Annotated in this window: 21 protein-coding genes and 1 pseudogene; 17 read left to right on the top strand and 5 right to left on the bottom strand. The window is 68.2% G+C overall.

From position 1 onward, the window contains the following. Positions 1-485, top strand: a pseudogene (locus tag EPN98_RS20575) (cryptochrome/photolyase family protein); the annotation flags it as partial. Between the two features lie 4 nt (positions 486-489). On the opposite strand, the gene EPN98_RS20570 reads toward EPN98_RS20575, so the two are convergent. Genes EPN98_RS20570 through EPN98_RS20560 form a run of 3 tightly spaced genes read right to left on the bottom strand, consistent with a single transcriptional unit; the run spans position 490 to position 5,679 of the window. Further along, positions 490-2,340: a cytochrome c3 family protein gene (locus EPN98_RS20570; RefSeq protein ID WP_293364803.1), complete on the bottom strand. Its 1,851-nt coding sequence runs from the start codon at positions 2,338-2,340 to the stop codon at positions 490-492. A gap of 3 nt (positions 2,341-2,343) precedes the next feature. Then, positions 2,344-3,192 (bottom strand): hypothetical protein, encoded by an 849-nt coding sequence (locus tag EPN98_RS20565; protein WP_293364802.1) that lies wholly within the window; start codon positions 3,190-3,192, stop codon positions 2,344-2,346. A 33-nt stretch (positions 3,193-3,225) separates the two neighbouring features. After that, on the bottom strand, positions 3,226-5,679 hold the full coding sequence (locus EPN98_RS20560) for a cyclic nucleotide-binding domain-containing protein (protein ID WP_293364801.1): 2,454 nt from the start codon (positions 5,677-5,679) through the stop codon (positions 3,226-3,228). A 146-nt stretch (positions 5,680-5,825) separates the two neighbouring features. Between EPN98_RS20560 and EPN98_RS20555 the strand changes: the two genes are divergently transcribed. From EPN98_RS20555 to EPN98_RS20520, 8 genes are all read left to right on the top strand, one after another. Then, positions 5,826-7,796: a heme lyase CcmF/NrfE family subunit gene (locus EPN98_RS20555; protein ID WP_293364800.1), complete on the top strand. Its 1,971-nt coding sequence runs from the start codon at positions 5,826-5,828 to the stop codon at positions 7,794-7,796. Next, on the top strand, positions 7,793-8,335 hold the full coding sequence (locus EPN98_RS20550; RefSeq protein WP_293364799.1) for a DsbE family thiol:disulfide interchange protein: 543 nt from the start codon (positions 7,793-7,795) through the stop codon (positions 8,333-8,335). Before EPN98_RS20555 ends, EPN98_RS20550 begins: the two co-directional genes overlap by 4 nt. After that, complete coding sequence (locus EPN98_RS20545) at positions 8,332-8,802, top strand: cytochrome c-type biogenesis protein (protein WP_293364798.1); 471 nt, start codon at positions 8,332-8,334, stop codon at positions 8,800-8,802. The genes EPN98_RS20550 and EPN98_RS20545 overlap by 4 nt, the downstream gene beginning before the upstream one ends. Next, complete coding sequence (ccmI, locus tag EPN98_RS20540; RefSeq protein WP_293364797.1) at positions 8,802-10,025, top strand: c-type cytochrome biogenesis protein CcmI; 1,224 nt, start codon at positions 8,802-8,804, stop codon at positions 10,023-10,025. The genes EPN98_RS20545 and ccmI overlap by 1 nt, the downstream gene beginning before the upstream one ends. After that, complete coding sequence (locus tag EPN98_RS20535; RefSeq protein WP_293364796.1) at positions 10,025-11,167, top strand: ATP-binding protein; 1,143 nt, start codon at positions 10,025-10,027, stop codon at positions 11,165-11,167. Before ccmI ends, EPN98_RS20535 begins: the two co-directional genes overlap by 1 nt. A gap of 70 nt (positions 11,168-11,237) precedes the next feature. After that, a complete protein-coding gene (phoU, locus tag EPN98_RS20530) occupies positions 11,238-11,936 on the top strand; it encodes a phosphate signaling complex protein PhoU (RefSeq protein WP_293364795.1) in 699 nt (232 codons plus the stop codon). Next, positions 11,933-12,622 carry a phosphate regulon transcriptional regulator PhoB gene (gene phoB / locus EPN98_RS20525; protein WP_293364794.1) on the top strand — a complete coding sequence of 230 codons (690 nt, stop codon included), beginning with the start codon at positions 11,933-11,935 and terminating at the stop codon, positions 12,620-12,622. The genes phoU (EPN98_RS20530) and phoB overlap by 4 nt, the downstream gene beginning before the upstream one ends. A 167-nt stretch (positions 12,623-12,789) precedes the next feature. Beyond that, positions 12,790-13,596: a UDP-2,3-diacylglucosamine diphosphatase gene (locus EPN98_RS20520; RefSeq protein ID WP_293364793.1), complete on the top strand. Its 807-nt coding sequence runs from the start codon at positions 12,790-12,792 to the stop codon at positions 13,594-13,596. A 257-nt stretch (positions 13,597-13,853) separates the two neighbouring features. On the opposite strand, the gene EPN98_RS20515 is transcribed toward EPN98_RS20520, so the two are convergent. After that, positions 13,854-15,437: a porin gene (locus tag EPN98_RS20515; RefSeq protein WP_293364792.1), complete on the bottom strand. Its 1,584-nt coding sequence runs from the start codon at positions 15,435-15,437 to the stop codon at positions 13,854-13,856. Between the two features lie 226 nt (positions 15,438-15,663). Between EPN98_RS20515 and pstS (EPN98_RS20510) the strand changes: the two genes are divergently transcribed. The 8 genes from pstS (EPN98_RS20510) (at position 15,664) to EPN98_RS20475 (ending at position 23,777) form a co-directional block, all read left to right on the top strand. Continuing rightward, the gene (gene pstS, locus EPN98_RS20510) at positions 15,664-16,701 is read left to right on the top strand and encodes a phosphate ABC transporter substrate-binding protein PstS (RefSeq protein WP_293364791.1); all 1,038 of its coding nucleotides are present in this window, start codon (positions 15,664-15,666) and stop codon (positions 16,699-16,701) included. A 129-nt stretch (positions 16,702-16,830) separates the two neighbouring features. Beyond that, the gene (locus EPN98_RS20505; RefSeq protein ID WP_293364790.1) at positions 16,831-17,976 is read left to right on the top strand and encodes a serine hydrolase domain-containing protein; all 1,146 of its coding nucleotides are present in this window, start codon (positions 16,831-16,833) and stop codon (positions 17,974-17,976) included. 114 nt (positions 17,977-18,090) lie between these two features. After that, positions 18,091-19,164, top strand: coding sequence for a phosphate ABC transporter substrate-binding protein PstS (gene pstS / locus EPN98_RS20500; protein WP_293364789.1), 1,074 nt, complete (start codon positions 18,091-18,093; stop codon positions 19,162-19,164). Then, the gene (pstC, locus tag EPN98_RS20495) at positions 19,161-20,132 is read left to right on the top strand and encodes a phosphate ABC transporter permease subunit PstC (protein WP_293364788.1); all 972 of its coding nucleotides are present in this window, start codon (positions 19,161-19,163) and stop codon (positions 20,130-20,132) included. Before pstS (EPN98_RS20500) ends, pstC begins: the two co-directional genes overlap by 4 nt. Beyond that, positions 20,129-20,980, top strand: a complete 852-nt coding sequence (gene pstA / locus EPN98_RS20490; RefSeq protein ID WP_293364787.1) for a phosphate ABC transporter permease PstA — start codon at positions 20,129-20,131, stop codon at positions 20,978-20,980. Before pstC ends, pstA begins: the two co-directional genes overlap by 4 nt. Further along, a complete protein-coding gene (pstB, locus tag EPN98_RS20485; protein WP_293364786.1) occupies positions 20,977-21,786 on the top strand; it encodes a phosphate ABC transporter ATP-binding protein PstB in 810 nt (269 codons plus the stop codon). The genes pstA and pstB overlap by 4 nt, the downstream gene beginning before the upstream one ends. Positions 21,787-21,797: 11 nt before the next feature. Continuing rightward, positions 21,798-22,466: a phosphate signaling complex protein PhoU gene (gene phoU / locus EPN98_RS20480; protein WP_293364785.1), complete on the top strand. Its 669-nt coding sequence runs from the start codon at positions 21,798-21,800 to the stop codon at positions 22,464-22,466. Between the two features lie 135 nt (positions 22,467-22,601). Next, positions 22,602-23,777: an FAD-dependent oxidoreductase gene (locus EPN98_RS20475; RefSeq protein WP_293364784.1), complete on the top strand. Its 1,176-nt coding sequence runs from the start codon at positions 22,602-22,604 to the stop codon at positions 23,775-23,777. A gap of 117 nt (positions 23,778-23,894) precedes the next feature. Here EPN98_RS20475 and EPN98_RS20470 read toward each other — a convergent pair whose 3' ends face one another. Then, positions 23,895-24,884: a transglutaminase family protein gene (locus tag EPN98_RS20470; protein ID WP_293364783.1), complete on the bottom strand. Its 990-nt coding sequence runs from the start codon at positions 24,882-24,884 to the stop codon at positions 23,895-23,897. Between the last annotated feature and the right edge of the window lie 5 nt (positions 24,885-24,889).

Here is a 24,889-nt window from a genome sequence, read left to right as displayed (position 1 = left end):
TAAGGGATGTGGTCGGCGTCACGCAGAGGCATGCCTACGCCCACCACATTCAACGGCTGATGGTGACCGGCAATCTCGCGCTGCTGCTGGGGGTCCACCCCGACGAGATCAACGCCTGGTACATGATGGCCTACATTGATGCCTTCGAATGGGTCGAGGCGCCGAACACCCATGGCATGGCCATCTATGCGGATGGCGGCATCGTCGGTTCGAAGCCGTATGCCGCCAGCGGCGCCTACATCAATCGCATGAGCGACTACTGCGCAGGCTGCGTCTATGACGTCGCGCGCAAGCGGGGTGAGGGCGCCTGTCCCTTCAACGTCCTCTACTGGGACTTCCTGATCCGCAATCAGCGAAGGCTGGAGGGCAATCCGCGGATGGCTTTGCCGTACCGCGCCGTCGCAGCCATGGCGGCTGACCACGACTCTATCCGCGCCGAGGGGGAAGCCCTGCGGATGCGCCTTGGCGCTGCGCCCCGGACCTGATCCGTCAGCGGGCCGCCACCTTCGTCCAGCGCAGAGTTTCCAGCGGCGGGTGCCCCGGTTTCGGCGTCGCCTGGCCCGGCTTGTGGAAGCTGTGACACGTGGTGCAATCAGCGTCGTCGGCTGCGGCGATCTTGGTCGCCGGCTGTCCGTGGCAGGTGGCGCAGGTCTTCAGATCGGGGATCAGCACGTCGGACGCCCGGTCTGACGTCTTGGCCTTGTGGCAGTCGGCGCACTCGAAGCCGCCGGCCTTCGAGGTCCCGGGACCGCCGTGCTCTGGCACGCTGTGGTCGAAGCCGCCACGCGGCAGGTATTTCATCGCCAGCTTCACCGGCGCCATCTGCACCGTATCGCCCGCCCAATTGACGGTGTGGCAGTCGTAGCAGGCGCCGCCGCGAGAGAACGTGGCGCGATAGGCGCTGGCGCCGCCCGCCGAGAAGACGCTGGGCCGGATCGTGCCCGGGCGTTGGCGATCGCTGCCCGGCGACGCCGTCAGGCTGCGGCCGGCCAGGGTGTCGACCACCTTCTGGAGCTCGCCGTGCGGGAGGTTCTTCAGCTGTCCGCCTTCCCGCGTGTAGGCCAGGCTGTGGCAGCCGCCGCAGTCCTTCTCCATCTCGATCGGGACGAAGTCCTTGCCGCTGGCGTCGCGGCGGTGACAGGAGGCGCACTCGAGCGGCGCACCGTAGCCGCCGGCTTTGCCCAGTTCGATCGCCTGACGTGCGACGCCGCCCAGCGGATCCAGGTGCAGGCGGTGCGGGAAGGTGAGGCCATTGCGCTCCTGCGGCGCGGTGTTGAGCGCCACGCGCTGGAACGTCGGCTTCGCGCCGGCCGCCGAGGTCATCACCAGCGGGCGGAATCCGGGGTGCTTGTTCCAGTCGGGCGTGTCGATCAGCTCGGTCTTGGTCAGCCGCATCTTCAGCTGGCTGTGACAGCTCTGGCAGTCCTGCACCACCACCAGTTTGGGCTTGTCAGAGAGCGGCGGCGCCTTGGCGTCGGCGCCTTCGGGCGTGGGCGATTTGGTGTGCTCGATATGGCAGCTGGCGCAGCGGTCGGTGGGGTGGCCCAGCGCGCGCTGGAACACCGCGCTGACGGCGCCGAGGCCCGCCGGCAGCGGCGTCGCCTTCTCCAGCTTGTCGTGCGCCGCGTGCTCGGGCGCCAACTGCGGCTGGAAGGGGCTGCCCAGGCTGCGGGCGCGTTCGAACTGCGGGGTCGGGTCGGCGCTCGACTTGTGGCAGGTCAGGCAGGCGTCATCGCGCACCGCCTGGAAGTTCTTCACGTGACAGCTCTTGCAGTCGCTTTCGAGGAACGAATGCGCCTTGGTGAGGGCGCCCGACGACCACTGCTGGTCGGGGCGGATCTTGGCCGGGCCGATGATCCCCGACAGCGTCAGCGGGACCAGCAGGCACAGCAGGAAGATCCCTGCGCCCAGGATCCAGGCCATGTTGCGCCGGCCGAACACCGGCGCCTGCAGCGAGAATACGCTGGCGCTGGGCGGGTGGTCGTGGCTTTCGCGGGTGACGGTGACGACCGCCCCGCCTTCCTCGCCCGGCTCGAACGCCAACCGGTACTCGCCGAAGCCGGCCACGGGATGGCGCGAGACGTCGAGGTCGACACGCGAGGTCGACTTCCCGTCGGCCATGAAGGGCAGGCCGCTCACGCTTTCGATCGTCACGCGGCCTGGGCCGGAGAACCGCATCTTGGCGTGGCTGGGGTCGACCGCGAGGTCGGCCAGGACGAGGTCGTTGGTGGCGGCGCGGCCGATGGTGGCCTCGGGCCCGGCCACGTCACGCTCGCGCACGATCGGGTCGCCGCCGGCGGCCCGTTCAGTGATCAGCTTGAGGCGAAAGGTCTGAGCCACCGGTCACCAGTACGCAAAGACGCTGACGATGTGCGCGATGAGCGCCGCCAGCAGGGCGAAAGTGGCCGGAATGTGCACGAACAGCCACGCTTCGAGCAGGGCGGTGATGCCCATCTGCCGGCGGGCCAGCGCGAGCGCATCGGCCTTCTGGGTCATTAGACCCTCGATCTTGGTGAGGGCCTCGGCCTGCACCGCGCTGCCAGGCGAGGGCAGGGCGCGCAGCTGCTGCAGCGCGCGGCGGTTGGCGCAGTCGCCATAGCTGCCGGTCAGGCGCTTCCAGAAGCCGCCGCCCAGGTCGGTCTGCTCGATGGACAGCCGCACGATGGCGGCGCCGTTTCGGTCGAGCGGCTGGGCCGCCTCGTGCATCTGGGCGTCGAGGCTGGCCAGGGCGTCCAGCATCTGCTTGCGCGTGGTCTCGCCGCGGTTCCCATGCAGACGCTGGGGCAGGGTTGCGTAGGCCCAGACGCCCAGTGCGCCCGAGGCGATCACCAGCATCATCAGCGCATAGGCCAGCGTGTGGACGTTCCAGCCGAACTGGAAGCCCGTGTGCAGCGTGGCGAGCACGGTCAGGGACAGGCCGAGGTAGACGTGGGCCGAGACCCAGGCCTTCAGCGAATAGTGGCCCTGGGTGATGACGCGCTTGCGGATACCCAGGCAGGCCAGCCAGACGATGAGGCCGGCGCTCGCTGTGCCCAGCAGATAGCCCAGCCAGCTGCCGCCGCTGGGCGGTTCGGCAAGCCGCGATGCAACGAAAAAATAGACGCCCGTCGCCACGACGCAGAGGCCCGTGGCGATCTGCGCCCAGCGAAAGCCCTTGTGACGCAGGAACCCTTCATGGGTCCTCTGCCTCACGCGCTCGGTATGCCCCCCAACTTGCGTCACGGCCTATCCGGTCTTCTCGAGGCGCGCCACCGACAGGAACGCGTCCGGCGTGACCCGGATCGCAGCTCCCGTCGGACAGGCCCGGACGCAGGCCGGACCGCCAGCCTTGCCCGAACACATGTCGCACTTGATGGCGAGTTTCGGCGACTCGCCGCCCTCGGCCTTCGCGGCCTTTTTGCGCCACTCGTAGGAGGGTTGGCCAGGGCCTGGGCCCTTGCCGAACAGCATCCATTCCCAGAGCGGCGGCTTCTTGGGCGGCGGCTTGTCCATCTGGATCACGCCGTAAGGGCAGGCCCGCTGACAGTTGCCGCAGCCGATGCAGGTCTCGTTGATGAAGACCTCGCCATCGGGGCCACGCCGGATGGCGTTGGGCGGACAGTCGCTCATGCAGTGCGGGTGCTCGCAGTGGCGGCACGACGTCGGCACGTGGATGTTGGCGAATGTGGTGCCGGCCTCGCGGTTCAGCCGGCTGAGGCCGTCGTGGCTGTCGGCGCAGGCCTTTTCGCAGTTGTCGCAGCCGACGCACAGGCTCTCGTCGATCAGCAGCACGTCGGTGGCTTCGCCGATGCCCTGTTTGATCAGGAAGTTGGCCACCGACGAGTACATGTCGACGGCGCCGCCGAACTCGTCCTTCTGTTCCTCGATAAAGGCGTTGATCTCGCGGCGGGCCCGCATCTCGTCGGTCATGCGCTTGGCCAGTTCCGGCTTGCGCACGAGCAGCTTGCGGAAGGGGTCGGCCGGCAGCTTCACCACCGTCGAGCGGATGGCGGCTTTCACCGTGGCGACGCGCGGGGCTCGCTCGATCATCGCCATTTCGCCCGAGTATGAACCGGCCGGCACGTACGACATGAAGACCGGCTTTCCGCCCAGGTCCTTCTCCACGATCATCGAGCCGGAGCGGATGATGTAGAGGTCGTCCGAGATGTCGCCTTCCTTGATGATGGCCTCGCCCGGCTTCACCTCGATGACTTCTGAGCCGGCCAAAACCTCCTGGATGTCGGCGGGCGTCAGACCGGACTTGAAGATCTGCAGCACCTGGCGCTCGGTGGTGATGCGGTTCACCGTCTCGCGCGCCTGCGGCACCTGGCTCATCAGCTTCAGGGCCGCCATACGCGGGATTTCCACGCAGATCGTCGGCTCGGCCGCCCGGATCGTGGCGCCGCGCTTGCGGCCCGATATCAGGCCCACCTCGCCGAAGATCGAGCTCTTGCCGATCGGCACGGTGATCTTGGCGTTGTTGGGATCGACCTCGACGTTCACCGATCCCTCGGCGATGCCGAAGAGGGACGACCCTGGCTCGTTGCGCACGAAGATGGGATCGCCGGCCTTGTAGGAGCGCACGGTCGAGTCGAGCAGGAACTCCCGCATCTGCAGCGGCGACAGGCCGTTGAGGATCTCGACGTTGCTGCGCAGGAACTCGAGCCACTCGGCCACCGAGCGCTTGCCGGGCAGGCCCTTCAGCTTCTCGACCAGCAGGGGTTCGTCGGCGGGCTCCAGGTTCGTGTTGCCGCTGATGAACTCGACCACGTCGTAGCCCTGGTTCATGCAGTGCTTGATCAGCGGGTAACCGGCCAGGGCGCCGATGACGTAGATCCCGGGCTTGCTGGTGCTCTCGAACGTGGGCGTCAGCGTCGGGAAGGCTGTGCGGTCGGGGCTGGAGAACTCCACGCCGGCGGCCTCGACGAAGGCGCGCGGCGGGGCGGCGCCCATCCGGGCGATGATTCGGTCGCACTTGAACCGCGACTGGCCCTGGGGCGTGTCGACCGTGATCCAGCCCGGCTCGACCAGCGCGGTGTTGGTCTCGGTCAGAACGCTGATCCGCCCGGCGTCGCGGGCGGCCAACAGGCCGTCCACATTGGGCTTCTTGGCGGTGGGGAAGTCGGCGCCGCGGTTCACGAGGGTGACGGTGTTATTCTGCCCCGCGTCCGCGATCAGGCCCATCGCGTTCTCGATGCCGGCGTCGCCGCCGCCGATGACGAAGATGTGCTCGTCGGTGTACTCGCCCGGGTCGTCCAACTGGTACTGCACGTGGGGGAGGTTGCCGCCCTCGCACCGCATCAGGTTCGGATTGCCCTGGGTGCCCACGGCCAGGACGATGTTCTCGGCCTTGATCGGGTCGCCCTTCTTGAGCTGGATCGTGAAGTCGCCCTTGTCGCCGGTGATGGCCGTCACGTCGGCGTTGAACTTCACGTTCACGCCGGCGGCCTTGGTGTCGGCGTTCCACTGGTCGAGGATCTTCTCGCGCTTGCCGGCGTCGAACTCGCACTCGGCGCGCAACACCAGCACGGACGGCGTCGCCATCACGTGCTTGCCCTTCTGGTAGCGGAAGATGGTGTCCGAGAGGTGGTCGGTCTTCTCGAGAAGGATGTGCGAGATGCCCTTCTTCGCCGCGCGCGCAGCCGCGCTCATGCCGGCAGGACCGGATCCAATGATCGCGATCTTATACGTTTCCGACATCGCCCCAACGCCCCCAGTACCCTGGCCGGTCAACCCCCCGACCTCGCCGCACCTTGCGCCTTCCCAGCTCTCCTTGGCGCTATAGCATTTCCGATCTTCACCGAACGCGCTACCACGCGCTCAAGTCGGAGGGGAGCACAAAGTCCATGTCGGCGGAAGTCGGACAGTTCGCGCTGATTCTCGCGCTGCTGCTCGCGCTCGTCCAGTCCGTAGCGCCGCTGGTGGGCGCTCAGCGGGGCGACGGCGTGCTGATGGCGCTTGGGCGGCAGGCCGCGCTGCTGCAGGGAATGTTCGTCGCACTGGCGTTCGGATGCCTCGCCTATGCATACCTGACCTGCGATTTTTCGGTCGCCCTGGTCGCCCAGCACAGTCACACGACCCAGCCGGTCGCCTACCGATTCGCCGCGACCTGGGGCAGCCACGAGGGCTCGATGCTCCTGTGGGTGCTGATCCTGGCCCTCTACGGCGGCGGCGTCGCGTTCTTCGGCGGCACGCTTCGCGAGACGCTTCAGGCGCGCGTGCTGGGCATTCAGGGCGTCCTGGGCGTGGCGTTCCTGGGATTCCTGATCTTCACCTCGAACCCGTTCCTGCGGATTTCGCCGTCGCCGATCGAGGGGACCGAGCTCAATCCGCTGCTCCAGGATCCCGGGCTCGTGCTGCACCCGCCGCTGCTCTACCTGGGCTACGTCGGTTTCTCGGTGTCGTTCTGTTTCGCGGTGGCGGCGCTGATCGAGGGACGCGTGGACGCGGCCTGGGCGCGCTGGGTGCGCCCGTGGGTGCTGGCGGCCTGGATTCCGCTCACCGCGGGCATCACTTTGGGCAGCGCGTGGGCATACTACGAATTGGGCTGGGGCGGCTGGTGGTTCTGGGACCCGGTCGAGAACGCTTCGCTGATGCCCTGGCTGCTGGGCACGGCGCTGTTGCATTCGGCGCTCGTGCTTGAGCGGCGAGGAGCTCTGGTCAGCTGGACCATCCTGCTGGCGATCCTCACGTTCTCGCTCAGCCTTGTGGGCACCTTCCTGGTCCGCTCGGGCATCCTGACCAGCGTGCACGCCTTCGCCGTGGACCCGCAACGCGGCGTCTTCATCCTGGGCATCCTGGCGGTGACCACCGGGGCGTCGCTCGCGCTTTACGCCTGGCGGGCGCCTTCTATTCGGGCCGGAGCCCTGTTCCAGCCGCTGTCGCGGGAAGGGGGCGTAACGCTCAACAACCTTTTCCTCGCGGTGCTCACCGCCACCGTGTTCCTGGGCACGTTCAGCCCGGTGTTCATCGAGATGATCAACGGCGACAAGATTTCGGTCGGCCCGCCGTACTACGCTCTCACCTTCGCGCCGCTGGCGATCCCGCTGCTGTTCCTGGTGGTCTTCGGCCCGATGCTGAACTGGAAGCGTGATGAGCTCCGCAAGACCGCCGCCCGACTGAAGGTCCCGGCCATCATCGCGGGCGTGGTGCTGGCCGCGGCGCTGCCATTCGGTGGGCTCAAGGGCGTGATGACGGCAGGCGCCCTGGCGCTGTCGGCCTGGCTGCTGGCGGGATCGGCGACGATCCTGGGCCGCCGCTGGTGGGCCGGCCGGGCTTACCTCAGCCGCTCGATCCGAACGACTCCTCGGGCGCTGGTGGGGCTGACCGTCGCGCACGCTGGGCTGGGTCTCCTGACCCTGGGAATCACCGGCACGACGTCATGGGATTCGGACAAGGTGCTGAACATGCGCCCGGGTCAGTCGGTCGAGTTCGCCGGGCGGACGCTGACCATGACCAACTACGAGATGGTCCAGGGCCCGAACTATGAGGCCCGGCAGGCGCGCTTCACCGTGAAGGGCCCCACCGGAACCTATAGCCTGCGCAGCGAGAAGCGCTGGCACCCCTCGGCCCAGAGCCAGACGACCGAGGCCGGCATCCACGTGACGCCGCTCGGCAACCTCTATGTCTCGGTGGGCGAGGAGTCCGCACAAGGGGTCGTCGTGCGCCTTTGGGATCACCCGCTGATCGTCTGGATCTGGATCGGTGGTTTCGCCATGTCGATCGGTGGCGCGATCTCGCTCAGCGACCGGCGCCTGCGGGTCGGCGCCGCGCTCAAGCTGCCGACGCCCGCGCCCCAACCCATTCCGGCCGAATGAAGCGCCTCCTGTTCATCCTTCCCGTCGTGGGCTTCGTGGCCCTCCTGGCGGTGTTCTTCCTGGGCCTGGGGCGTGACCCCCGGGCGCTTCCGTCGGCCTTCCTGGACAAGCCTTTGCCGGCGTTCACGGTCGGTCCGGTCCGGCCGGGCGACACGGTCGGATTGTCCAACACCGACTTCGGCAAGGGCGAACCGATGCTGCTGAACGTGTTCGCGTCGTGGTGCGGACCCTGCCGGGTCGAGCATCCGGTGCTGATGCGGCTCAAGAGCGAAGGCGTGATCATCCATGGCCTCGACTGGAAGGAGCGCTCGCCCGGCGCGGGCTTCCGCTGGCTCAGCCAGAATGGCGACCCCTACGTCCGCGTCGGAGACGATCCGACGGGGCGGACCGGCATCGAGTTCGGCGTCGCCGGCGTGCCCGAGACCTTTGTCATCGATAAGCAGGGCCGCGTCCGCTATCGCCATGTCGGGGCGGTGACCCCCGAGGTGTGGGAGCAGAAGCTCGCGCCCCTGATGGCCAAGCTGCGGAGCGAATCGTGAAGCGCCTTCTGCCCATCGTCGCGGCCCTGGCGCTGCTGGCCGGCCCGGCCGCGGCGGTGAACCCGGATGAACAGCTGGCCGATCCCAAGCTGGAGGCCCGCGCTCTCAAGCTCAGCCAGGAGCTGCGCTGCGTCGTCTGCCAGAACCAGTCGATCGACGATTCCGACGCTGAGTTGGCGCGCGACCTGCGCCTGATCCTCCGCGAACGGATCGCGGCGGGCGATACAGACGAGCAGGCGATGGACCATATCGTGTCCCGCTACGGCAGCTTCGTGCAGCTGCGGCCGCCGCTCCGGTGGGACACCGTGCTGCTGTGGTTCGGGCCGGTGCTGGTGCTGGTGCTGGGCGGGGTCGGGGCCGCGGTGTATGTGCGCGGGCGCTCGTCGACCGCCGCCGCCGTGGGCGCGCTCAACGCCGACGAAGAGGCCGAACTGGCCAGGATGCTGGATGGAGACAAGGTGGGCTGATGCTTTGGATGGTGCTCACCCTGATGATGGTGCTGGCGGCCGTGGGGCTGACCGTGCCTTTGGTTCGCCGCTACGACGCAGCGCGGGCCGCGCGTTCGGATACGGTTGGCGTGCTCAAGGCGCAACTGGGCGAGATCGAGGCTCAGGCCGCCACGGGCGCGATCGCTGAGCCCGAAGCCGAGGCGTTGAAGACCGACCTCAAGCGTCGCCTGCTGGCCGAGGGCCGGCGCGACGATGACGCCCCTGCGCGGCCGCTGTCCGAACGCACCTTGCTGTACGTCGCCTTGGGCGTCGTGGCGGTCGTGACGCTGGCGGGGACCGGTCTCTACCTGAAGATCGGTCGGCCCGATGTTCCGGCCGCGCCTGCGCTGAAGAACGGCGCCGAAGGCGCTGCGGCGCTGGCGGGCGGTGGCGCGGATCATCCGCAGGGCGAGGTCAACGCCATGATCGCCCAGCTCGAGGCGCAGATGCAGCGTGAGCCGGGCAACGCCGAAGGCTGGCGGATGCTGGGCTGGTCCTACCTGCAGACCGGCCGCAACGCCGAGGCGGCGCAGGCCTATGGCCGGGCCGTGCAACTCGCGCCCGATAACGGCGACTACCTGTCGGCGCAAGGCGAGGCCACCGTGCTGGCGGCCGACGGCCAGGTGACCCCCGCCGCCCAGGAAATCTTCCGCCGCACGCTCGCGGTCCAGCCCGACGACCCGCGCGCCCGCTACTTCCTCGCGGTCGCCAAGGATCAGGCCGGCGACCGAGACGGCGCCATGAACGACTGGATTGCGCTGGTGAAGTCCGCGCCGCCCGACGCGCCCTGGGCCGGCGAGGTGCGTGCGTTCGTCGAGCGCGTGGCCGCCGAGCGCGGCGTGGATCTGAAGGGCCGCCTGCCGCCCGCGCCGGCCCTGGCCCAGGCGCCGGCCATGGGGCCGCCGATGGGAGGCGCTCCGCGCGGGCCGACGCAGCAACAGATGGCCGACGCCCAGAAGATGAGCCAGGGCGACCGTCAGGCAATGATCGAGGGCATGGTCTCGGGTCTTGCCCAGCGCCTGAAGCAGAACCCCAAGGACCGCGCCGGGTGGGAGCAGCTGCTGCGCGCCCGCATGGTGCTGGGACAGTCCAGCCAGGCGGCGGCCGACTATCGGGCGGCGAGCCAGGCCTTCTCCGGATCGCCGGGCGACCAGCAGGCGCTGCGCGAGGCGGCTCTGCAACTCGGCGTTCCGGTGGGCTGATGCCGAACGCCGCCGAACGGGTCGGACCCGGCGAAGCCGCCGAGATGATCCTGGAACTTCTTCCGGAGCCCGTGATCCTGGTTCGGGGCGGCGAGGGCGATGCGCCCGAGATCGCCTATGGAAACCAGGCGGCACGCGAGGTCTTCCGCATCGAGCTGGCCGGCGCCCCCCTGGGCGCGGCGCTGCGCCGACCTGAGGTGCTGGAGGCGATTGAAGAGGCGCTCGAAACGTCGAAGCCGGCCGAGGTGGCGTTCGAGACCATAGGCGTGCAGCCTCGCTTCTGGCGCGCCTTCGCCAAGCCCCTGGACCCGGAATCGGGCGGCGCTCGGCGTCTCGTGGTGGTGCTGCGGGATGAGACCGATGCACGGCGCACCGAGCGCATGCGCGCCGACTTCCTCGCCAACGCCAGCCACGAGCTGCGCACGCCGTTGGCGTCGCTGGCCGGTTTCGTGGAGACGCTGCGCACGCACGCAAAGGACGACGCTGTCGCCCGCGAGAAGTTCCTGGGGATCATGGCCCAGCAGGCCACCCGCATGGCCCGACTTGTCGACGACCTGCTCTCGCTGAGCCGCATCGAACTGAACGAGCACATCCCGCCGTCCGGCAAGGTCGACCTCACGCGCACGGTGCAGGATGTCTCGGACGCCATCCGGCCGCTTACCGAGGAACGGGGCGTGACCGTAGCGATCGCGGTCGGCGCGGAACTGCCCTCGGTCACGGGCGACCGCGACCAGCTGGTACAGGTGATCCAGAACCTCGTGGACAACGCGGTGAAGTACACGCCGCGCGGCGGCCAGGTGACCGTGACGCTGGAGGCGGCCCAGTCCAGCGAGGCGGCGCGCCAGCCTAGTCGGCAGGGCGGCGTGGGCCTTTCGCTCCTCTCGCCCGATGGGGGTGAAGGGCAGGGCTATGTGGTCGTTCGGGTGAGCGACGCCGGCGCCGGCATCGCCCGCCAGCATCTGCCTCGCCTCTCCGAACGCTTCTACCGCGTCGAGGGTCAGCGTAGCGGCGGCACCGGACTGGGCCTGGCGATCGTCAAGCACGTGGTCAACCGCCACAGAGGCGGGCTCATCGTGGAGAGCGCCGAGGGGGAGGGCAGCACGTTCAGCGTCTATCTGCCGACCGCCCCAGGCGCGACCTGACGGGGCGCGTGACAGTCACAGAAGTGTCGTAAGACCGCATTAGTTTGCGCCCGCATCTGAAGGGGCCCCAGTGACACTTTCCTACCAAGCCGAGCTGCGACAGCTGGTGGCCGAGGTGATCCGCATGGGCGGGCTCGCCGAGGCCCAGGTGGTCGACGCCGTCGACGCCGTAGTCCGCCGTGACGTGGCCCTGGCGCAAGCCCTCATCGTGCGTGATCTGCGCCTGGACACGCTTCAGAGCGAGGTTGAGCGCCGGGCGCTGGCGCTGATCGCCGCCCACCACCCTGGCGAGGCCGACCTGCGCCGCGCCATCTCGACCCTGAAGCTGGCCATGAACCTGGAGCGCTGCGGGGACCTGGCGCGTAATATCGCCAAGCGCAGCCTGGTGCTGTCGGCGGGCGAACCGCTGCTTCCGCTGACCGGCGCCATCGAGCGCATGGGGCGTCTGGTCTCGTCGCGCCTGCGGGCCGTGCTGGACGCATATGCGGCCGGCGACGTAGAGCCCGCGCTCGACGTCTGGCGGCGCGACGGCGAGGTGGACGAGCACTATGAGAGCCTGTTCCGCGAACTCCTGGCCATGATGGCCGCCAGCGCCAATTCGGTGGCCGCCGGCGCGCACCTGCTGTTTGTCGCCAAGAACCTCGAGCGGATCGGCGACCACGCCACAAACATCGCCGAGATCCTGCATTTCCAGATGACCGGCGAAGAGCTCGTGGGCGAACGGCCCAAGGTGAGCTTGCCAGAAGTTGAGCCGGAGAGCCGCCCGTGACCCCGTATGTACTGGTCGTTGAGGACGAGGACGCGCTGGCGACCCTGCTCGACTACAACCTGATGAAGGAAGGCTTCCGGGTCGAGCGCGCCGCCGACGGCGAGGAAGCCCTGCTGCGCGTCGCCGAGGAGCCGCCGGATCTGGTGATCCTGGACTGGATGCTGCCCAAGGTGTCGGGCGTCGAGGTCTGCCGTCAGCTGCGCGCCGGGGCCGAGACCCGCCGCACCCCCGTCCTGATGCTGACCGCGCGCGGCGAGGAAGCCGACAAGGTGCGTGGCCTGGACACCGGGGCGGACGACTATGTGGTGAAGCCGTTCGCGATGAGCGAGCTGGTAGCCCGCATCCGCGCACTTCTGCGCCGGACCCGGCCCGAGCTGGTCGATGAGCGGTTGGAGTACGCCGACTTGATGCTGGATCGCGGTCGCCACCGCGTGACCCGCGGCGGCAAGGACATCCACCTGGGCCCGACCGAGTACCGCCTGCTGGACTTCCTGATGCAGCGGCCGGGCCGGGTGTTCAGCCGCGAGCGCCTCCTGGACGCCGTCTGGGGCGCCAACACCTATGTCGAGGTCCGCACCGTGGACGTCCACGTGGGCCGTCTGCGCAAGGCGCTGCGCCAGGAGGGCCAGCCCGACCTGATCCGCACCGTCCGCTCGGCCGGCTACGCCCTCGACACCGAGGGCTAGAGCGCGTCGGGTGGATGCCGGCTTCGCCGGGAACGCGCGAGCCCAAAGAGATCGAGCCGGCTCATCCGGGTGAGAATGATCCCATCTGAACAGGACAGGCGCTGGGCCGTCACCGCCCTGTCACGGACTCTGCCTATCCGCTGAACCTATCCGTTGGGGGCCTAGCGATGGATCACTCGCCCGCCGTGCGTTGCCGCACCGCGTTCATTTCGGACATCCACCTCGGCACCAAGGGCTGTCAGGCCGAGCTGCTCCTCGAGTTCATCCGGGAACTGGAGTGCGACACGCTCTACCTGGTGGGCGACATCGTCGACGGCTGGAAGATGAAGTCGGGGTGGTTCTGGCCGCAGGCGCACAACGATGTGGTCCAGAAGATCCTGCGCCTGGCCCGAAAGGGTGTGAAGGTGGTCTATGTCCCCGGCAACCACGACGACCGCATCCGCGACTTCTGCGGCGTGCACTTTGGCGGCGTGGTGGTCGCGCGCGACGCCATCCACGAGGCCGCCGACGGCCGACGCTACCTGGTCACCCATGGCGACGAGTTCGACGGGGTGGTGCAGAACGCCCGTTGGCTCGCCTTCCTGGGCGACTGGAGTTACCGCGCGCTGCTGGCGCTCAACACCCATTTCAACAGAGCGCGCCGACTGCTGGGCCTCAACTACTGGAGCCTGTCCGCCTTCCTGAAGCACAAGGTGAAAGACGCCGTGGCCTTCATCGACCAGTTCGAGACCGCCATGGCCGACGAGGCCCGGCGGCGGGGCGTCAGCGGCGTGATCTGTGGTCACATCCATAAGGCGGAAATCCGCGACTTCGGCGATATCCGCTACCTGAACGACGGCGATTGGGTCGAGAGCTGCACGGCGATCGTCGAGGGCTTCGACGGCGAGTTCCGCATCGTCGACTGGTTGCAGGCCCGCAAGGCGTTTGTGGCCCGGCCGCTCCAGCTCGTAGAAGGCGATGCTCTCGCCGCGTAGGCGCGCAACGTCCCAGCACTCAAACCGCAGAGATCGCAGAGGACGCAGAGCAATCCTGCGCTTCGGTCCCTCTGCGGACCTGGGCGATCTCTGCGGTTCAAAAAGAGCGCGCTTCGCGCCTACAGCCTCGCAAAAAAGAAGGCCGCGACCGGGGGGCGGTCGCGGCCGTGTGGCCTCGGGTGGCCGACGTGGAAAGATAAGCGAGGGGTTACTGCGATCGACCCTAACCGCCCGTCATGTCAGCCCCGTGACGAATCTCAGAAGGTCACCTGAGCCCGCGCTGCGATCGCGTCGTACTCCTGCCCCGCCTGCGCGCCGGCGGCGGTCAGCCGGTCGATATCCACATGCTGATAGTCCAGCATCAGGCGCATCGACGGGTTCAGGTACCAGTTCGCGCCCAGCGACAGGATCTTCTGCTCGCCCCCGCGAACGCCGCCGACCGGCGTCGCCGCACGATCCAGGCCTTCGCGATAATTGAGGTCGAGCGTCGAGTAGCGAGCGGCCAGCTCGAACATGCCCCAGGTCCCGGCGGCCGGGTTGAAGCTGTAGTTCTGCCGGGGTGCGTCGAAGCGGGCCTCGATCGGGTTGTAGATCCGTGTCTCGCCGGTGAGCACCCAGGAGCCCTGGACGTACCAGCCGCGGAAGTGCGGGTTGGGCAGGGTGCTGTTGCGCCGCTCGATCTCGTAGCGGAAGACCTCGCCCTCCAGCAGGACGTTGCGGAGCTGGAAGGCCGCCTCGGCGCCGTAGACGGTGGCGCTGGCCGAGTCGATCGCGCCGGTGTCGATCAGGCGGTCGCCGGTCTCCCGCAGCTCCGGCCGTTCGCGGATCTGGATCGGATAGCGCACGCCCGCGCCTGTCGGACCGACGGCGTCGTTGGGCTGGTAGACGTGCTGGATGTTGCCGCCGAAGTGAGCCTGCCAGTCGACGCCGGAGTATGGCGCCAGCGCCACGCGGCCGATCCAGGCTGTCTGTTCATCGAACTGCTGGGTCCCGCCCAGCGTGTTGCCGGTGAAGGCGCCTGAGGCCAGCCAGCGAACGGCGATGCCGGTCTCGCTGCCGATCGCGTCGTTGGCCGAGAGTTGGATGGCGGCGCGGCTGTCGCCGGCGGCGACGTTGCGCGCGGCCTCCGCGGGCGAGGGACGCTCCAGCAGCGGCATCTGGCTGGTGGACGTGGCCGCCGCCAGGCCGATGTTCGGCTCGAACGCGCCGACCTTCAGGCGGAAGGGCCGCAACGCCGTATAGGTCACCGACGCCTCATAGAGGCGGCCGGCCTCTTCCACGCCGGACCCACCGAACTCGTAGACGAACGAATAGTCGAAATCGCTGAACAGCCTGCCGTCGAAGCCGATGCGGGCGCGGCGGAAGTTGATGCCGTCGTTGAGGTCACGATTGGTGACCGTGGTCGGCAGGTTGTTGTCCTGGAAGTACTTGCCCGCGTCCATCATCAGGATGGCGCGGATGTTGGCGGTGAACCGCCCATCCGCAGTGGCGAAGGTCGGTCGGCCGTTCGGCAGCGTGGTGGTGACCGAATTGGCCGCCGGCGGCAGCTGCAGCGTCGCGATCGCAGCGCTGGACGTTTCGGCCTGGGTCTTCATCTCGGCCAGTTGGGCGGCGAAGGCGTCCAGCTGCTGTTGCATCGCGTTGAGCTGAGCGTTGGGCTGGCTGCCGGCCTGCAGGGCGTCTAGCTGGGCGCGCATCGCGTCCAACTGCTGCTGCATGGCCTGGAGCTTGGCGTCGCTGGGCGGCGCGGCCATCGCGGCGGTCGAGACGCTGCACAGCAGGATTCCGGCAAGGCTGGCGGACATCCACGCGGCGGCGCCGCGCTTCCGGGAGGTCGGCATGTGAGAGACCCTTTTGGTGTCGCGCGTCCGGCGACCGGTTCGAGCGGGTCTCTAGGCTGCGTGTGCGACAGTTCGAAGACAGATCGAACTCAGATATGTGACAATCGCCTTCGATCTGTCGCGTTCACCGAACTGACACGCGGTTGTCACGCAAGCTTCGCACAGGCTCCGTAAACCCGCCCCGACACGACGCGTTTCGGCGTCCATCGACCGAGGGCAAAAGCCAATGTTCAAACGTTACCTTACCGCCATCGTCGCGGCTGCGTCGCTGGCCGGCGTTGGCTCGGCCCAGGCCGCCGACATCTCCGGCGCCGGCGCGACCTTCCCGGCGCCCGTCTACGCCAAGTGGGCGGAGACGTATCGCGCCCAGACCGGCAACAGGCTCAACTACCAGGCCATCGGCTCGGGCGGCGGGGTCCGCCAGATCACAGCTGGCACCGTCGACTTCGGCGCCACCGACAAGCCGCTGAAGCCTGACGATCTGGCCGCAGGCGGCTTCGTGATGTTCCCGACCGTCATCGGCGGCGTGGTTCCGGTGGTGAACCTGCCAGGGATCAAGTCGGGCCAGGTGAAGCTGACCGGGGCGCTGACCGCCGACATCTTCCGCGGCGTGGTCAAGAAGTGGAACGACCCGCTGATCGCCAAGTTCAACCCGGGCGTCCAGCTGCCCAACCTGCCGATCACGGTCGTGCACCGCTCGGACGGTTCGGGCACGACCTTCCTGTTCACCAGCTACCTGGCCATGAAGGCGCCGCGCTGGGCTTCGGAAGTGGGCGCCAACGACGCGGTGAAGTGGCCGACCGGACTGGGCGGCAAGGGCAACGACGGCGTCGCGGCCTATGTCAAGCAGACTCCGGGCGCGATCGGCTATGTCGAGTACGCCTTCGCCAAGCAGAACAACCTCACCTACGCCCTGTTGCAGAACAAGGCCGGCAAGTACGTCGCCCCGGCGGCGGCGAACTTCCAGGCCGCGGCGGCCAACGCCAACTGGAAGGCGGCGCCCGGCTTCTACCTCTTGCTGCTGGATCAGCCGGGCGGCGAAGCCTGGCCGATCACCGGCGCCACCTTCATCCTGGTGAAGGCCAGACAGGACGACGCCGCCAACGGGCGCGAGGTCCTGGCCTTCTTCGACTGGGCCTACAAGAACGGCGACGGCGCAGCCGCTCAGCTCGACTACCTGCCGATGCCGGCGGCCGTGAAGGATTTGGTCCGCAAGTCTTGGAGCAAGGTCACCGGCCCGGACGGCAAGCCCGTCTACCGCTAGTCCGCGCCCCACGCGGGTCACGCAGGGGAGGTCGGCGCGCAAACGCCGGCCTCTTTTCGTTTCCCCCTGGAGTCTGACACCCCGGAAGTGGCTAGACTGGCGTCGACGACAAGACACGGGGAGGCGGCTATGGCCGATGGTACTGTTCAGGGCGTGACGCAGGACCGCTACGCACAGGTCAGAGAGGTGTTCGAAGGCAGCCTGCGGAATGGCGACGACATCGGCGCATCGTTCTGCGCCACCGTCGAGGGCGAGACGGTGGTCGATCTCTGGGGCGGCTGGGCCGATCCCGCCAAGACCCGGCCCTGGACCGCCGACAGCATCATCAATGTCTATTCCACCACCAAAACCATGTGCGCGCTCACGGCGCTGCTGGTGGCCGACCGCGGCGGCATCGACTTCGACGCGCCGGTCGCGAAGTACTGGCCCGAGTTCGCCGCCAACGGGAAGGCCGGGGTGAAGGTCAGCCACCTGATGAGCCATTCTGCCGGCCTGTCGGGCTGGAAGGAGACCATCACCACCGAAGACCTCTACGACTGGGAGAAGATGACGACGCTCCTGGCCGCCCAGGCGCCGTTCTGGGAGCCAGGGACCGCGCCGGGTTATCACGCTTTGACCCAAGGATATCTCGTCGGCGAGGTGGTGCGTCGCGTGACCGGCAAGTCGCTGGGCACGGTCTTCCGCGAAGAGATCGCCGAGCCGCTGGGCGCCGACTTCTGGATCGGCCTGCCGGCCTCCGAGGATCATCGAGTCGCGGAACTGATTCCGCCCCCGCCCGGCGGGGGCGTCGGCGACCAGCAGAATCAGACCGAGCTGCAGCGGAACATGTCGCTGAATCCCGGCATCGACGTCTCGGCGACGAAGACGCGGGGCTGGCGCGGCGCGGAAATTCCGGCAGCCGGCGGCACGGGGAACGCCCGCTCGGTGGCCGAAATCCACACGATCCTGGCCAACGGAGGCGTCGCCAGGGGCAAGCGCTTCATGAGCGAAGCCGGCTGCCGCAAGGCGTTGGAGCTGCAGGTGGAAGGGCAGGACCTGATCCTGGCCAATCCCGCGCGCTTCGGCATGGGCTTCGGCCTGTCGGGCGGCGCCCTGCCGCTTCCCAACCCCAACACCATCTACTGGGGCGGCTACGGCGGGTCGCTGATCATCATCGATATGGATGCGCGCACGACCTTCGGTTACGTCATGAACAAGATGCAGCCGACGACCCAGGGCGACATGCGCGGCCTGGGTCTGGCCATGGCCATGTGGACCGCGATGGGGGCGATCTGACATCCGACGGGCTATGGTCCACCGGAGCGTCATTGAACTGTCGTAAAAGCTTCGTCGAACTGTCACGTCCCCCGCGTAGAGCCTCCGCAAGATCGCCCAGCCTGGAGGTGGCGTGTGTTCCGAAAGATCGTGATCGGTGTGGCGGCCTGCCTGGCCCTTACGGCCTGTGGCCAGAACCAGAAGGCGGATGGCAAGGGCCCGGCGGCCGGCGTTCAGATTGTGGGGGCGGGGGCATCCTTCCCCGCGCCGCTGTACGCCAAGTGGGCCGAGGCCCAGAAGGCCGACACGGGCCTGACGCTGAACTACCAGGCCATCGGCTCGGGCGGCGGCATCAAGCAGATCAAGGCCAAGACCGTGGCTTTCGGCGCCAGCGACAAGCCGCTGAAGCCTGAGGATCTCGACGCTGATGGCCTAGCCCAGTTTCCGACCGTGATCGGCGGCGTGGTGCCGATCGTGAACCTGCCTGACCTCCAGCCCGGCCAGCTGAAGCTGACCGGACCGGTTCTCGCGGACATCTTCCTGGGCAAGCTCAAGAAGTGGAACGATCCGGCCATCGCGGCGCTGAACGCCGGTGTGAAGCTGCCCAACCTGCCGATCACAGTGGTCCACCGGTCTGACGGGTCGGGCACCAGCTTCCTGTTCACCAGCTATCTGACCGCCGTGGCGCCCCAATGGGCCTCGGTGGGCGCCAGCGACGCGGTGAAGTGGCCGACCGGGCAGGGCGGCAAGGGCAACGACGGCGTCTCGGGCTACGTGAAGCAGACTCTGGGCGCCATCGGCTATGTCGAATACGCGTTCGCCAAGCAGAACGGCCTGCCTTACGCCAGTCTCCAGAACGCTGATGGCCAGTTCGTGGCTCCGACCGCTGAAGCGTTCGCAGCGGCCGCGGCCGGCGCCGACTGGACCAAGGCCCCCAGCTTCTACCAGCTGCTGATCAACCAGCCGGGCGCGGGTTCGTGGCCGATCACGGGCGCCACCTTCATCCTGGTCCACAAGTCGCAGTCTGACGCGGCCACCGGCAGGGCCGTCCTCAGCTTCTTCGACTGGGCCTACAACAAGGGCGACGCCGCCGCGGGCGAGCTCGCCTATGTGCCGCTGCCGCCGGCCCTGAAGGCCCAGGTCCGGCAGAGCTGGGCCACGATCGTCGGCCCTGACGGCAAGCCGGTCTATACGCCGGCCGCCCAATGACAACAGCCGCCGACGTCTCGGCTGCAGACGTCCCGACCCCGCCGCGCATTGCGCGCGGCACGGGCCTGGACCGCGCCTTCGAGATCCTCTGCTTCAGCGCCGCCACCTTCCTGCTGACGGCGCTTGGGGGGATCGTGATCTCGCTCGCCATCGGCGGCTGGCCGGCCTTCGAGGCGTTCGGGTTCGGGTTCTTCACCAGCTCGAACTGGGATCCCGTCCAGGAGATCTATGGCGCGGCGGGCGCGGTGACCGGCACGCTGGTGACCGCCACCCTCGCGCTTCTCTTCGCCCTGCCGCTCGCGTTCGGCATCGCGATCTTTCTGGTCGAGCTGTGTCCGCCGATCCTGCGCCGGACCATCGGCACGGCGGTCGAGCTGCTCGCGGGCATCCCCTCGATCGTCTACGGCATGTGGGGCCTGTTCGTTTTCGCCCCCTGGTTCGCCAAGCATGTGCAGATGCCGATCATGATGTCAGTCGAGCCGGGTTCGTTCTGGGAAAAGATCACCGCGGGCGTGCCAAACGGCGCGGGCATCCTGTCGGCCTCGATCATCCTGGCGATCATGATCCTGCCATTCATCGCGGCGACCACGCGCGAGCTGCTTCTGACCATCCCGCCCCAGGTCAGGGAGAGCGCTTATGGCCTGGGCTCGACCACCTTCGAGGTGATCACCAAGGTCAGCCTGCCCTACATCCGCACCGGCGCCATAGGCGCGGTCATGCTGGGCCTGGGCCGCGCCCTGGGCGAGACCATGGCGGTCACCTTCATCATCGGCAATTCGCACGGCTTCCCGACCTCGATCTTCGCGTCGGGCTCGACCATCGCGTCGACCATCGCCAACGAGTTCGCGGAGGCGACCGACCGGCTGCACTCGGCCTCGCTGATCGCGCTGGGTCTCGTCCTCTTCGTCATCACCTTCGCGGTCCTGGCGCTGGCCCGGCTGCTGATCGGACGCCAGGTGCACGCATGACCGTTGCCACTGGCCCGCGCCTTTCCCGGCGCATCAGCGAGGGCGTCTTCCTCGTGTTCTGCTGGATCGCCACCCTGGTGGCGGTCCTGGCGCTGGCGGCCATTCTCTGGTCGCTGCTCAGCCAGGGCATCGGCGGCCTCGACCTCAACATCTTCACCAAGTCGACGCCGGCCCCCGGGTCGGAGGGCGGGCTTCTCAACGCCATCCTGGGCTCGCTCATGATGTGCGCAGTGGCGATGGTGGCTGCGGTGATCGTGGGCATTCTGGCCGGGACCTGGCTGTCGGAGTTCGCCCGCGACAGCTACTACGGCAAGGTCATCCGCTTCCTGAACGATGTGCTGCTCTCGGCGCCGTCGATCCTGGTCGGCCTCTTCGTCTATTACATCCTGGTCGCGCCGCTGAAGGGCTTCTCCGGCTTCGCCGGGGCCGTGGCCCTGGCGCTTATCGCGGCGCCCGTCATCACCCGGACCACCGAAGACGTCCTGCGGCTGCAGCCTGTGGCGCTTCGCGAAGCCAGCGTCGCTCTGGGCGCGCCGATGTGGCGGACCATCCTGGCCGTGATCTGGAAGGCGGCCCGCGCGGGCATGCTGACCGGCGCGCTGCTGGCCTTCGCGCGCATTTCGGGCGAGACGGCGCCGCTGCTGTTCACGGCGTTGAACAACCAGTTCCTCAGCCTCGACCTCACCAAGCCCACGGCCAATCTGCCCGTGGTGATCTTCAACTTCGCCCTATCGGCCTACGACGATTGGCGGCGCCTGGCCTGGGCCGGCGCCATGCTGATCGCGGCCACCGTGCTGACGGTGACCGTCGTGGCCCGCATCCTCGCCCGGGAGCCCAACCGCTCATGAACGTCCAAGTGGAAACCCCGCAGGAGACCGCGGTTCTCGAGCTGCCGCCCGAGACGGTGAAGCTGCAGATCAAGGATCTGAACTTCTTCTACTCCGGCAAGCAGGCCCTCTTCGACGTCTCGGTGTCCTTCGCCGCCAATGCGGTGACGGCGCTGATCGGCCCCTCCGGCTGCGGCAAGTCCACCCTGCTGCGCACGCTGAACAGGATGTACAGCCTCTATCCCGGCCAGAAGGCGACGGGTCAGGTGCTGCTCGACGGCGTCGACGTCCTGGGACCCAGGGTCGATGTCGCCGCGCTCCGCGCCCGGATCGGCATGGTGTTCCAGAAGCCGACGCCGTTTCCGATGTCGATCTTCGACAACGTCGCCTACGGCGTGCGTCTGTATGAGCCGATGTCCAAGCCCGACCTGGCCATCCGCGTCGAAGAGAGCCTGCGCCGCGCAGCCCTCTGGGAGGAGGTGAAGGACAAGTTGAAGGAAAGCGGCCTGTCGCTCTCGGGCGGCCAGCAGCAGCGCCTTTGCGTTGCGCGCGGGATCGCTGTGCGGCCCGAGATACTGCTGCTCGACGAGCCGGCGTCGGCGCTGGACCCGATCTCGACGGCGCGTCTCGAGGAAACCATCGCCGAGCTGAAGCGCGACTACACCATCGTCATCGTCACACACAACATGGGTCAGGCCGCACGCCTCTCGGACCACACCGGGTTCATGTACCTGGGCAAGCTGGTGGAATTCGGCGAGACCGAGCAGCTGTTCACCAGCCCGGTCACGACCCGGGCCCGCGACTACATCACCGGCCGGTTCGGCTAGGAGCGTCCCCGATGGATCATACTCTCAAGTCGGTCGACACGGGGCTCGGCGCGCTTTCCCACAGTGTGGCCGCCATGGGCGACCTGGCGGTCGCGCAGGTGCGCGCCGCCATCGACGTCTTTGTCCGCCACGATCTGGCCGATGCCGCCAAGGTTGTTCGGGCCGATGATGCGCTGGATCTGCAGGACGCCGAGATCGAGAAGAACGCCATCCGTTTCATCGCGCTGCACCAGCCGATGGCTGACGACCTGCGTCGGCCCATCGCCGCCATGAAGATCGCCATGCAGCTCGAACGCTGCGGCGACCTGGCCAAGAACATCGGCAAGCGGGTGGGGCGCTTGGGCGCCGCCGCGCCGGAGGACAAAGCCGCGCTGATCGCGGAACTGGGTCACCTGGCGGCGGAGCGGCTGGCGGCCGTGGTCAACGCCTACCGCGCCGAGGACGCCCAAGGCGCCTACAACGTCTGGCTCAAGGACACCGAGATCGACGAGCGCCACGATGGCGTGCTGCGCGAGATCGTGGCGGGCATGGTGGCGGATCCGGCCGCGGTGGAGGACTCCACCCATTTGCTGTTCATCGCCAAGAATCTGGAGCGGATCGGCGACCACGCCACCAACGTGGCTGAGCTGGTCTACTACCAGATCACGGGGTCGGACCTCACCGAGCGACCCAAGCTCTAGCCGCCGGAATTCGGACGGCTCGGAATCGAGCAGACGCGTTTGCACGCGCCTCTTTCCGCATCGCATGAATCCCCAGCAAAGCGGCGTCGGCGAGACGGCTTGCCTTGCGCGCCCGCATACCTCGACAGTCGGTCCATGGAATCTCTATCCCGTGCCGACCGTCGGCTGTTCCTCCAGCGCTCCGCGGCGATCGGCGGGCTCGGCCTGCTGGGAGGCTGCGCGACGGTGGGGGAGGGCGCGTCGGCCGCGCCAGGCTTCCGGGCCCCGCCGCAGCTGGCGCCGATCGACGCCAAGGCCGACCGGATCATGGGCGTCACCGTCTGCCTGCGCCCCTTCCGAGCGGCCGGCCCCCGCATGGACGCGGAGACCGTTGGCGACAAGCTGGTGGTGCACAACTACGGCCACGGCGGCTCGGGCTGGTCGCTGGGCTGGGGCTCGGCGCTGATCGCGGTGAAGACCGCGCTGGCGGGCGGTGAGCGCGACATCGCGGTGATCGGCTGCGGCGCCCTGGGCCTGACCGCAGCCACCGTCGCCCAGCGGGCCGGGGCTCGGGTGACGATCTACGCTAAGGAGCGGCTGCCCGACGCCCGTTCGGCGCGCGCCACGGGGGTCTGGTCGCCCGACAGCCGCATCGCGCTGGCCGGATCGGTGGACGCCGCGTTTCCCGCGCTTTGGGAGGACATGGCGCGCAGGTCGTTCCGGATGCACCAGCAGTACCTGGGCCTCGCCGATGCCCCGGTGGAATGGACCACCCGCTACATGATCTCGAACACGCCGCCGGCACAGGCCCCCGACCCCATGGGGTTCGCTCACTACGGTAGTCGGGTCGCCGACCTGACCCCGCGCGCCATCGCCTTGGAGCCAGGGGAGCACCCGTTCCCGGCCCCTTATGTCCGGCGCGCGACCTTCCCCATGTTCAACCTGGCCGCCTACGGCCACACGCTGATGAACGACTTCCTCATCGGCGGGGGTCGCTTCGAACTCATGGAGTTCCAGACACCGGCCCAGCTGTCGGCGCTGAAGCAGAAGGTGGTGATCAACTGCACCGGCTACGGCGCCCGCGACCTCTGGAAGGACGAGAGCATCGTCCCCGTCCGTGGACAGATCGCCTGGCTGATCCCGCAGCCGGAGGTCAACTACGGCGTCACGTATCAGGGCGTCGCCACGGTCGGTCGTCGGGACGGGATTGGCGTTCAGGTGATGGGACCGGACGAGTCGCACGGCTACAATGACGCCAACGAGGCGCCCGATCGCGTCGAGGCCGAAACCGCAGTCGCCACGATCGCGACCCTGTTCCGGAAGCGAAGCTGACCTATATTGGCCCCGCTGCGGCGGGCTACGACGGCCGACCGGCGCGCCCATTCCGGGCCCCGTTCAGGACGGTGGGTCAGAGCGTCATCGCAAGAGCGCTCTCCCGCCGCAGCGCCCCTACTGCTGTTGCTGCTGCATCTGGTGAAGGCGCTGCTGGTGCTGTGCGGCGCCCTGGACCCGGCGGTTGGCCTGGCCACCGCCGCGCGACATGGCGGAGACGCGCAGAAACTCAGGCTCGCTGATCGCGGCGCGCGCCTTGCGCACCGTGACGCCCACTGCGAGTTGGCTGTCGGCCTCGCCCTTGTAGACACCGCGTGACGGCGGCACGTCGGAGTAGTCGCGGCCGACCGCGCACGCCACGTGGCGCTCGGTGGCGGGTGTGTTGTTGGTGGGGTCGAAGCCGATCCAGCGGAGGCTGGGCAGGAATACCTCGACCCAGGCGTGGGTGGCGTCCGGGTCCGAGCGGTCGCCATGTTTGCGGTCGGTGAACAGATAGCCCGACACGTAGCGCGCCGGGATGCCCCAGGACCGGCAGATGGCGATCATCACGTGGGCGAAGTCCTGGCAGACGCCCTTCCTGGCCTTCAGCACGTCGTCGATCGGGCTGTCGGCGCGCGTCACGCCCGCCTCGTAGCCGAAACTGTCGTAGATGGTCTGGTTCAGCGCCTTCAGGGCCGACAGCGGATCGCGTCCGCGAAGGCCGTCGATATCGTGATCGGCCATATACTTGTGCAGCGCCTCGCTCTCGCGCGCAAAGCCATGGGGGCGCAGGAAGTCGAAGCACTCGCCCCGCAGGAAATCCGAGCGAAGCCGGTCCCATTCGCCTTGGTCCAGGTTCTCAGGCACGGGCGTGGGCGCCTGGGTTTCCACCGCCGCGCGGGCGGTGATGCTCAGCTTGTCGTGCGGATGCGGCACGTCGAAATGGTAGACGGCGTTGCCGAAGCTGTCGGCGTAGCTGAACACCTGCGCGGCCGGCTCCAGGTCCAGGTCGAAACTCACCAGCCGCTGGCGGATGCTCTTCTGCGGCTGCATCCAGATCTCCATGACGCTCTCGCGCACGGGGACGGCGTAGCGGTACTGGGTGACGTGGCGGATCTCGAGAAGCACGCTGC

It is taken from the genome of Phenylobacterium sp., from assembly GCF_004299445.1.
Taxonomy (GTDB): Bacteria; Pseudomonadota; Alphaproteobacteria; order Caulobacterales; family Caulobacteraceae; genus Phenylobacterium.
The sequence above is the reverse complement of the archived record's forward strand: the minus strand, read 5'-3'. Positions and strand labels throughout refer to the sequence as shown.

What these genes read in the sequence shown, in the direction of transcription:
- pstA (WP_293364787.1), top strand. Translation starts at nt 20,129, where the DNA reads ATGACCGTTGCCACTGGCCCGCGCCTTTCCCGGCGCATCAGCGAGGGC.
- pstS (WP_293364791.1), top strand. Translation starts at nt 15,664, where the DNA reads ATGTTCAAACGTTACCTTACCGCCATCGTCGCGGCTGCGTCGCTGGCC.
- pstB (WP_293364786.1), top strand. Translation starts at nt 20,977, where the DNA reads ATGAACGTCCAAGTGGAAACCCCGCAGGAGACCGCGGTTCTCGAGCTG.
- EPN98_RS20520 (WP_293364793.1), top strand. Translation starts at nt 12,790, where the DNA reads ATGGATCACTCGCCCGCCGTGCGTTGCCGCACCGCGTTCATTTCGGAC.
- ccmI (WP_293364797.1), top strand. Translation starts at nt 8,802, where the DNA reads ATGCTTTGGATGGTGCTCACCCTGATGATGGTGCTGGCGGCCGTGGGG.
- phoU (WP_293364785.1), top strand. Translation starts at nt 21,798, where the DNA reads ATGGATCATACTCTCAAGTCGGTCGACACGGGGCTCGGCGCGCTTTCC.
- EPN98_RS20535 (WP_293364796.1), top strand. Translation starts at nt 10,025, where the DNA reads ATGCCGAACGCCGCCGAACGGGTCGGACCCGGCGAAGCCGCCGAGATG.
- EPN98_RS20550 (WP_293364799.1), top strand. Translation starts at nt 7,793, where the DNA reads ATGAAGCGCCTCCTGTTCATCCTTCCCGTCGTGGGCTTCGTGGCCCTC.
- EPN98_RS20505 (WP_293364790.1), top strand. Translation starts at nt 16,831, where the DNA reads ATGGCCGATGGTACTGTTCAGGGCGTGACGCAGGACCGCTACGCACAG.
- pstC (WP_293364788.1), top strand. Translation starts at nt 19,161, where the DNA reads ATGACAACAGCCGCCGACGTCTCGGCTGCAGACGTCCCGACCCCGCCG.
- EPN98_RS20560 (WP_293364801.1), bottom strand. Translation starts at nt 5,679, where the DNA reads ATGTCGGAAACGTATAAGATCGCGATCATTGGATCCGGTCCTGCCGGC.
- EPN98_RS20515 (WP_293364792.1), bottom strand. Translation starts at nt 15,437, where the DNA reads ATGCCGACCTCCCGGAAGCGCGGCGCCGCCGCGTGGATGTCCGCCAGC.
- EPN98_RS20555 (WP_293364800.1), top strand. Translation starts at nt 5,826, where the DNA reads ATGTCGGCGGAAGTCGGACAGTTCGCGCTGATTCTCGCGCTGCTGCTC.
- EPN98_RS20475 (WP_293364784.1), top strand. Translation starts at nt 22,602, where the DNA reads ATGGAATCTCTATCCCGTGCCGACCGTCGGCTGTTCCTCCAGCGCTCC.